General features: G+C 63.4%; 9 protein-coding genes and 1 tRNA gene. 5 read left to right on the top strand and 5 right to left on the bottom strand.

Going from position 1 to position 8052, the window contains the following annotated elements; translation table 11 throughout:
* Positions 1 to 118: 118 nt before the first annotated feature.
* Together VZ95_RS10110 and VZ95_RS10105 are read right to left on the bottom strand one after the other, a co-directional pair.
* Positions 119 to 1486: an MATE family efflux transporter gene (locus tag VZ95_RS10110; protein ID WP_045775733.1), complete on the bottom strand. Its 1368-nt coding sequence runs from the start codon at positions 1484 to 1486 to the stop codon at positions 119 to 121.
* An 88-nt stretch (positions 1487 to 1574) separates the two neighbouring features.
* Entirely contained in the window at positions 1575 to 2306 is a 732-nt protein-coding gene (locus VZ95_RS10105) for a tRNA1(Val) (adenine(37)-N6)-methyltransferase (protein WP_232302593.1), read from the bottom strand.
* A 240-nt stretch (positions 2307 to 2546) separates the two neighbouring features.
* Between VZ95_RS10105 and VZ95_RS10100 the strand changes: the two genes are divergently transcribed.
* From VZ95_RS10100 to VZ95_RS10085, 5 genes are all read left to right on the top strand, one after another.
* Positions 2547 to 3563: a polyprenyl synthetase family protein gene (locus VZ95_RS10100; protein WP_045775731.1), complete on the top strand. Its 1017-nt coding sequence runs from the start codon at positions 2547 to 2549 to the stop codon at positions 3561 to 3563.
* Positions 3564 to 3629: 66 nt separating this feature from the next.
* Positions 3630 to 3706, top strand: a tRNA-Pro gene (locus VZ95_RS10095).
* 125 nt (positions 3707 to 3831) lie between these two features.
* Positions 3832 to 4479, top strand: coding sequence for a hypothetical protein (locus VZ95_RS10090; protein WP_045775730.1), 648 nt, complete (start codon positions 3832 to 3834; stop codon positions 4477 to 4479).
* A gap of 9 nt (positions 4480 to 4488) precedes the next feature.
* A complete protein-coding gene (locus VZ95_RS25470) occupies positions 4489 to 4827 on the top strand; it encodes a hypothetical protein (RefSeq protein ID WP_198148214.1) in 339 nt (112 codons plus the stop codon).
* Complete coding sequence (locus tag VZ95_RS10085; RefSeq protein WP_198148213.1) at positions 4785 to 5744, top strand: Tom20 family protein; 960 nt, start codon at positions 4785 to 4787, stop codon at positions 5742 to 5744. Before VZ95_RS25470 ends, VZ95_RS10085 begins: the two co-directional genes overlap by 43 nt.
* On the opposite strand, the gene VZ95_RS10080 is transcribed toward VZ95_RS10085, so the two are convergent.
* The 3 genes from VZ95_RS10080 to tyrS all read right to left on the bottom strand — a co-directional run bounded on the left by VZ95_RS10080 (position 5715) and on the right by tyrS (position 7911).
* The gene (locus tag VZ95_RS10080; RefSeq protein WP_045775728.1) at positions 5715 to 5975 is read right to left on the bottom strand and encodes a hypothetical protein; all 261 of its coding nucleotides are present in this window, start codon (positions 5973 to 5975) and stop codon (positions 5715 to 5717) included. The genes VZ95_RS10085 and VZ95_RS10080 overlap by 30 nt on opposite strands.
* Before the next feature lie 84 nt (positions 5976 to 6059).
* Positions 6060 to 6578: an EndoU domain-containing protein gene (locus VZ95_RS10075; protein WP_045775727.1), complete on the bottom strand. Its 519-nt coding sequence runs from the start codon at positions 6576 to 6578 to the stop codon at positions 6060 to 6062.
* A gap of 76 nt (positions 6579 to 6654) precedes the next feature.
* Positions 6655 to 7911, bottom strand: coding sequence for a tyrosine--tRNA ligase (tyrS, locus tag VZ95_RS10070; protein WP_045775726.1), 1257 nt, complete (start codon positions 7909 to 7911; stop codon positions 6655 to 6657).
* Between the last annotated feature and the right edge of the window lie 141 nt (positions 7912 to 8052).

The raw sequence follows: 8052 nt of genomic DNA, 5'->3' as shown, positions 1-8052 counted from the left end.
GCACGGCGGGTTGCGGGCGGAACCGCGCGCAGCTTGGTCAGCAGCATCCAGCCGACGACGCAGGCGACAACGAGAACAAGGAGTTTTCCGAGAGAGAAGCCGAACATGACGTCACTTTTCACCCTTTCGCGGGTTCTGGCAAGCGCCGCGATTTCAGATGAAAGCGCACGGTGAGCGCCACCGCTGCCACCGCAAGGCCGAGGGCAAGGCCGCTCCACAGGCCGACCAAGCGCAGATCGAGCCAAAAGCCGAGAATCGCCCCGCTCGCCATGCCGATCGGCCAATAGGCGATCAACCCGATCACCATTGGTCCGCGCGAATCCTTCAGGCCGCGCAAGGCCCCGGCGGCAATCGCCTGGGTGCCGTCGAAGAGTTGGAACAGCGCCGCGATCACCAGCAGGGGTGCCGCGAAATCGAACACCGCCGCCGCATCGGGTTTGGTGGGATCAAGAAACAATGCGGCAATCCAGCGCCCGCCGACGGCAAGACACAGGCCAGTTCCGCCCATGCCAACGATCCCGAGGCCGATCCCGGCCCAACCGATCCGGCGCACCGCCACAAGGTCGCCCTCCCCCGCCGCGCGCGCCACGCGCACCATCGTCGCGTGCGAAAGGCCGACGGCGATCATGAACGCCGTGGTGATGCTCTGATAGCCGATGCTATGGGCCGCAACCTCGGCTTGGGTGAAAAACCCCGCCAGCGTCGTCGTTAGCATAAAAAACAGCGTTTCCGCGCCAAAAGCCACGCCCATAGGCCAGCCGATGCGCCAGAGATCGGCCAATTGGCCCGCCGTCGCCAATCCGCGCCGATGCAGCCCATAAGCGCGCACCGGGGCCGCAAAGCGCAAGTAGAGCAGCATGCCGCCCATCATCGCAAAACACCCGGCCATGACGGCAATCCCGACTCCGGCCACCCCCATCGGCGCGCCAACCCAGCCCGACAGCAGCGCGTGCCCGACCAGCAGTTCCACCAGCACGCCAAAGATCGCCATGATCGTGCCGATCAACGGGCGCTCAATCGCCGCCAGAAAATAGCGTAAGGCCAGCACGATGGCATAGGGCAGCATCCCCGGCGCAAGCGCCTGGAGATACTCCCCGGTGAGCGCCACCAGCGTCGGCTCTTGCCCGATGGCCGCCAGAAAATAGGGCGCACAGAAAAGCAAAGCCCCGGCAGGGGCCGCCAGAAGCATCGCCAGCAGCACGCCGCGCTGGGCATATCCAGCCGCCCGCCGCGAGTCGCCCTGGCCTTCCGCCTGCGCCACCATCACGCCGGTGGACGACAGCACCCCATTGGCAATGACGGCGGCGGAAAAAAAGAAGGCGCTTCCCAAGGCCCCCGCCGCCATCGCGTCAGTGCCGATCCGCCCGAGCAGCAGCGTTCCGACCAGATTCATGCCGACGAGCGCCAATTGCCCGACGATAATCGGGATCGCAAGGCGTAGCGACTGCATCGCCTGGGCTGGAATTGAGAGGGGCAAACCGCTCACGCGCAACCCCGACAAAGACTAATAGGAAGCATAGTATCCACGCACCAGCAACGAGAGGCTGTAGTCGAACCCCGACCTGACTACATAGTCAAGGTGTAATATCCGAAACCGGCGCAGTTGGAGGCATTTCCCACGCCGCCTCCCCGCGCAAAATCGCCTCGGTTTGCGGCGTATAGGCCGATCCCGCGCCATGCAGCACGAGCCCGGACTGAAGCACCAACGGCGCGCGGCTCCCCAAGCTGGCCTGGATCAGCAGCCGCTTCGCCGGGCTTCCAGCGCGCGGCCACAGCGGGGCGACGCGAATGCCGCCGAAACGCGGGCCGGACCGAGTCTCGCCGGTCAGCGCCGCCAGAACCTCCGCCAGCCCATCGGCCCGATAGATCAGGCTGAAGGTACCGCGATGGGGCAGCAGCCGGGCGGCAAGCGCCGTCCAATCGCTCAGAAGCGCGCCGTGAGTCGCCCGCGCCCGCCGCGCTTCCGGCGAGGGCGTCGCCGCCGGATCGTGAAACGGCGGGTTGCTGAACAGCGCCGCAATCGGCGGCAGCGCCTGGGCCGTCAATACCTCCGCCGCGCCGTCGATCACCGTGAAGCGGTCGCTAAAACCGTTGAGCGCGGCATTTTGGCGCGCAAGCTCGGCCAGAAGCGGATCGATCTCGACGCCGATCACCGCCACATCGGGCCGCCGCGCCAGCAGGCACAGGCTTGCCGCGCCAACGCCGCAGCCTAAATCGAGTAGAACAGCCCCCGCCCGAGGCGCAAGGCTCGCCGCGAGCAAAACCGGGTCGATGGCGGCGCGATAGCCGGTGCTTGGCTGCCGCAAGCGCAGCTTTCCGCCGTAAAAGGGAGTTTCCGTGAGAGAATCGGGGGGGATCACGCGAGGATTTGCCTTTGTTACCAGCCGCACGGGCATATCTGACTTGACCCTGCGGGTACGCCGCCTATGCTCCCGCCGCAAGGATGTGACTGAAGAGTAAGGGCTTGCACCTCGCCCGTCGAGACGTGAGACCGGCCTCAAGGCCCTAACCAAGGCCCCGAACCAAAGACGGATTGCCGCGCTGCCATGACCCGACCCCTGCCCTCGCCCGATACTGCCCCGGCGGCCCCGTCTCTGGATCGCCTCGTCGCGCTGGTGGCGACGGATATGGCGGCGGTCAATCAGATCATTCTCGACCGGATGCAGAGTCCCGTCGCCCTCATCCCGCAACTGGCCAGCCATTTGATCGCAGCGGGCGGCAAGCGCTTGCGCCCGCTGATTACGCTGGCAGCCGCCCAACTCTGCGGATACCAGGGCACCCGGCACCAGAAACTCGCTGCCTGCGTCGAGTTCATCCACACGGCAACGCTGCTGCACGATGATGTGGTGGACGATAGTTTGCTGCGCCGAGGCGCAGCCTCGGCCAATGCCATTTTCGGCAATAAGTCGAGCGTGCTGGTGGGCGATTTTCTCTTCTCCCGCGCCTTTCAACTGATGGTCGAAGACGGCTCCTTGCGCGTGCTGGCCGTGCTCTCCGAAGCCTCCGCCGTCATTGCCGAAGGCGAAGTGCATCAGCTTCTGACCACCGGCGACCTTGCGACCACCGAAGCGCAATATCTTGAGGTCATCGGGGCGAAAACCGCCGTGCTCTTCGCCGCCGCCGCCGAAGTGGGCGCTGTGGTCGCCGACCGGCCGGAAGACGAAATTCAGGCCCTACGCCGGTTCGGCACTAACCTTGGCGTCGCCTTTCAGTTGATCGACGATGCCTTGGATTACGCCGCAAGCGAGGCCGCGCTGGGGAAAACCGTGGGCGATGATTTCCGCGAGGGCAAGGTAACGCTGCCCGTGATTCTCGCCTATGCGCGCGGCAATGCGGAAGAACGCGCCTTCTGGCATCGCACGATCGAAGACCTGGACCAGACCGACGCCGACCTTGCCAATGCCCAAGCCTTGATCGAAAAATACGGCACCGTGCGCGAAACCGTCGCCCGCGCCCGCACCGTTGGCGACGCCGCCAAAGCCGAGCTTGCGCGCTTCCCGGATATTGCGATTCGAAGCAGTCTGATGGAAGCCATCGATTTTGCCGTTTCGCGGGGCTATTGACGCTGCGGCATGGGGGCGCTATACAGCCGCCCTCTCCCGCGCAAAACCCGAGCGGGGGTAGACTGACGGAGTGTAGCTTAGCCTGGTAAAGCGCTTGCTTCGGGAGCAAGAGAGCGGAGGTTCGAATCCTCTCACTCCGACCAATCGCCGCCGCCCTGGGAAACCGGGGCGGCGGTTTTGTTTTGGGGTCCGAAAGCCTCTCGGCTCTATCCACCCCAGGCAGTTTCGCCTATGGTGGCCTCATCTTATCTGCCCGAAAGGACCAGTCATGGCCCGCCTCGCCTTCCTGCTCGCCTGCGATCAAGAGACGATCTATCCCAGCCCCGAGGCCGATGAAGGCATCACCCTCAAGGCGCTGGCCGTCGATGAGGAAAATATTCCGCTGCTGTGGCTCTGCCTGTTCGGCACCGAGCAACTCTATCAAGCCGAAATGGTCGCCACCGACGTTGAGGGCGGCGACGAAGAGATGGCGCAGCTCACGGCCCCGCTCGCCAAAGTGACCGACGCGATTGCCCGGCTAGAGCGCACTGTTCCGCGCCTCGAAGCCGCCTACCCTGGTCGTGGGAGCCTGTCGAACCATAAGGACCTGCTCATCCAGGTTTTGCGCGCTTCGGGCCTTGAGTATGTGACCATCGACGCCGCCGATATTTCGGAAGTGTTCGAATCGGACGAAGATTTCGCCGATTTGCTGGCCGTCTGCCTGGATTACCTGAATGGCGCGGACCTTGAAGGGTTGGACGATCCGTCCGAAATCCTCAGCACCCTGTGCGATCTGCCGGAAGACGGGCGTTTCCTGTCGATCCCGGAACTCCACACCAGCCCGGATACGACGGAAGCCGATTTGATTACGCTCTGCCGCCTGCTGGGCACGGAAGCCGAAATCCCCCTGCCGTGGGAACCGGCGGAGGAAGCCTAACTTTCGCCCATGACCACGCCTTTACTGTGGCCGGTCCCGGCGCGACACCTGGAGGCTGGCAGCCTTCTGGAAGTCGCCCGGGCGGCGCTCGATCAAGAAGTCTCGCTGGAAGCCGCCAAGAACCGCCTGGAACGGCAACTTAAGGCGGGCGCGGCCAGCGAGGCGCTTGTGTTGGGCACGCGCGCGTCCTTCTTGCTGGTCGCCGCCGAAGCGAGGATCTCCCGGCGCTCGAAGCCGCCGAAGATATGCTGCACGAGGCCATTGAGCGCGCGCCCGACGATGGGCGACTGTGGCAGGCGATGGGAATGGCCCTGTTGCGGCTGGCCGATGCCGGGGCCACGCCGCTGATCGATCTGCTGCGTGGGGCGGAAGCGGCACTCAGCAAAGCGCAGAAACTCGATATTTCCCTGAACCGCCTCGCCCTCACTCAGTCGCGACTGTTGCTGGCGCTGGTCGAAGCCAGCGCGAGCGAGGTTTCCAATGATCGGCTAGACGCGATCGACGCCGAGCTTGCCGCCGCCGAAGCCCGCTATAAAGCGGCCCCAATGCAGGTCGTCACCCTCCTGCCGTTGCTGGATGCCCTGCAAGTCAGCGCGCGCCTCGACCCCGATAATGTCGCCACCCGCCTTCAGCGCATCGTGACCTTGCTGCGCGCCGCCGTGCCGAAACTGCCGGAACTGAAGAAAACGATCCCTGCCCTCGCCGAAATGCTGCTGAGCGGTGCCCATACGACCGAGGATGAGGACGCCGCCTTTGCGCTGGCAAAGCAAGCCGCCCTGATGGCGAACGACGCCGTCAGCCTGCTGCCCGAGGCCGTGGAAGTTCGGGTTCTACACGGGAAAAGCTTAATCGAAATGGCGGGCTATGTCGGCGAGCGCGACGCGGCCCGGCTGCTGTTCGTTGCCCTCAGCCGGTTCCAGGAAGCCGTCGATATGACCGAGCGGCGCGACGCGGCCCTGCTCACCACCCTCGGCAATGCCCATTTGCTGCACGCCCGGTTGGTTCGCGACGGCGAAGCCGATCTGCATTTCGACGAAGCGCTGGCCGCGTATAGCGCTGCGGCCACGGCGCGCGGCCACCGCCACACCTTCCACGAAGCTATCGTCCACGCCCTGCTCGGCGATGAAGAGGCCGCCCAGATCGCCCTGGAAGACTGCCAGGATCTGCCCGATGGCCCGACGCTGCTCACCCTGCCGGGGATTGAGGCGTATCGGGAGCGGGAGTGGTTGCGGGCCTTAATCGACCGGGTCGCTACGCCCGAGTAAAGCCGCGTGCCACTGGCTTACCAGGGCGTCAAACGGCTCGAGCGGCACGGTGAGCGATAGGGTTTCGTCGAACAACCCACTCACCACCGCCTCGGTCGCGGTTAACCGAAGCGCATAGAGATTGCCATAGAAACTCACCTCGACCGCCCGGTTTTTGTCCCGCAGCGCCGCCAAAATCTCTTCGGCACGCGGCGTATAGAGCCCAATATCCGTTTCTAAAAAATCGGCCAAAAGAGGCGGCACCGTGCCCGGCGTTACCCGTAAATGCCTTCCGGTGTGCGGGTAATCTCGATCATCGGTGCTACCTACGTCAGATTAGCGGGGAAACGCGGTATTAATTTTCAAACTGCTGCCGGAGCCAATCGTTCCCATCCGAATCTCGAAAGCCTGCCCCGCGCTATTCAGGCAATAGGCCGCGCCGCCCGTGGGCGGTGCCGACATGCCCGAAATCCCCCAAGGGGCCACTGGCCCCCCATTATGGGCATAGGCATATTGCACCGACGTCACGATCTGCGCTTGCGTGCAGGCATTGGGAAAGAAGGTCGAGAGCTTGGTCGAGCCATTGCTGAACCGTGGCGTGGCATTATAGAGGCCGTTGCTGATCGGTGCGATGCCACTGATGCTCACCACCGTTTTTCCCGCAGCGGGCGGAATCACCGTGGCGGAATGATAGCCTTTTGGCGTGCCCCCCGTGATTTCGCCGCAAAAAACATGCTCCTGATTAACCGGGACCGAGCCGCCGCTCCAGGTCGGCAGTGAACAGGCAGCTTGGGCACCGCTGGCCGCCACCGTAAACAGAACAACGAGCCCTAAGTTTGCTCCAAAATATCGCATCGAACGCCCTCTTCGCTTGTATTGATCGGAAGATCACACTCGCATAAAGGGCAACAGGAGCATACCAAAATACGAATTAACCGACCCGCACGAGCCCGTAACTCTTCTTGCCCTTGCGCAGCACCAGCACGGTTCCATCGATGAAATCATTCGCCGTCAGCACGGGTTCGCCCGCGACCGGCTCGCCGCCGTTCAGGCGCACGGCCCCTTGCTGAATCTGGCGCTTGGCATCGCCCTTCGAGGCCGTGAGCCCGGTTTCCGTCAAAAGATCGGTCAGCGCTACCCCATCGGCGACGCGGCCTTGTGGCAGAGTGACAGCGGGTACGTCCGCAAAAATCTCTAGAAGCGTTGCCACCGGCAGCCCTTGGATCGCGCCAGAGAAAAGCGCATCGGAGGCTTTCTTGGCCCCGTCCAGCGCGTCCGCGCCGTGAATGTCGCCCGTCAGGGTCTCCGCCAGCAAGCGTTGCGCGGGCCGCGCGCCGGAGTTGGTATCGAGCGCGTCGATCTCCTCAAGCTCAATATCGGTGAACAGGCGCAGCAGGCGCTGCACGTCCGCATCCGCCGAATTCAGCCAGAACTGATAGAAGGCATAGGGGCTGGTCAGCGCCGGATCGAGGAAGATCGCCCCCTTCTCCGACTTGCCGAACTTCTTGCCGTCCGAATTGGTCAGCAGCGGCACCGTGAGCCCAAAGGCGCGGTTGCCGGTCACGCGGCGGATGAGATCGGTGCCGGAAACGATATTGCCCCATTGGTCCGACCCGCCGGTTTGCAGCGTGCAACCGTAGCGCTTATGCAACTCCAAGAAATCATAGGATTGCAGCAGCGAGTACGTGAATTCGGTAAAGGAAATCCCCTCGCCATCGCGATCAAACCGCGATTTCACCGAATCGCGCTGGATCATCGCATTCACCGAAAAATGCTTGCCGATATCCCGGAGGAAATCGAGCAGGTTCACCTCGCTCAGCCAATCGAGATTATTGGCGTAGATCGGCGGATTGTCGTCGGCTTGAAGAATGCGCGTCACCTGGGCGTGGATCAGCCGCCCGTTCTCCGCCACGGTTTCCGCCGTCAGCAAATTCCGCTCGGTCGATTTGCCCGAAGGATCACCGATCAACCCCGTACCGCCGCCAATCAGCGCAATCACCCGGTGCCCCGCGCGCTGCATATGCTTCATCAAGGTCAGCGGCAGCAAATGCCCAACGTGCAGCGAGGTCGCGGTCGGATCATAGCCATTATAGAACGTGATCGGCCCCGCTGCCAAAACCGCACCCAAATCCTCAGCCGTCTTCTGATGGACCAGGCCCCGAGCTTCCAACGTCGCCAATACGCTCATTTTTGCATTCCTTGAAAAACAWTGGGGCGCTGCCCCAAACCCCGCTTAAGCCGATTGGCCCTTAAGAATCCCTTTTTCCCGACTGACTGGCGGAAACGGGGCTTGATCTAAAGAAAAAGCTCGCCAAAGGGCAAGCCCTTT

Source organism: Elstera litoralis, from assembly GCF_000963705.1.
GTDB classification, from domain to species: Bacteria; Pseudomonadota; Alphaproteobacteria; order Elsterales; family Elsteraceae; genus Elstera; species Elstera litoralis.
This window is presented reverse-complemented; position numbering and strand designations above follow the sequence as displayed.

Excerpts from the sequence above, each read along its gene's own strand:
- VZ95_RS10085 (WP_198148213.1), top strand. The coding sequence starts at position 4,785 with ATGGCCCTGTTGCGGCTGGCCGATGCCGGGGCCACGCCGCTGATCGAT.
- VZ95_RS25470 (WP_198148214.1), top strand. The coding sequence starts at position 4,489 with ATGACCACGCCTTTACTGTGGCCGGTCCCGGCGCGACACCTGGAGGCT.
- VZ95_RS10090 (WP_045775730.1), top strand. The coding sequence starts at position 3,832 with ATGGCCCGCCTCGCCTTCCTGCTCGCCTGCGATCAAGAGACGATCTAT.
- tyrS (WP_045775726.1), bottom strand. The coding sequence starts at position 7,911 with ATGAGCGTATTGGCGACGTTGGAAGCTCGGGGCCTGGTCCATCAGAAG.
- VZ95_RS10100 (WP_045775731.1), top strand. The coding sequence starts at position 2,547 with ATGACCCGACCCCTGCCCTCGCCCGATACTGCCCCGGCGGCCCCGTCT.
- VZ95_RS10075 (WP_045775727.1), bottom strand. The coding sequence starts at position 6,578 with ATGCGATATTTTGGAGCAAACTTAGGGCTCGTTGTTCTGTTTACGGTG.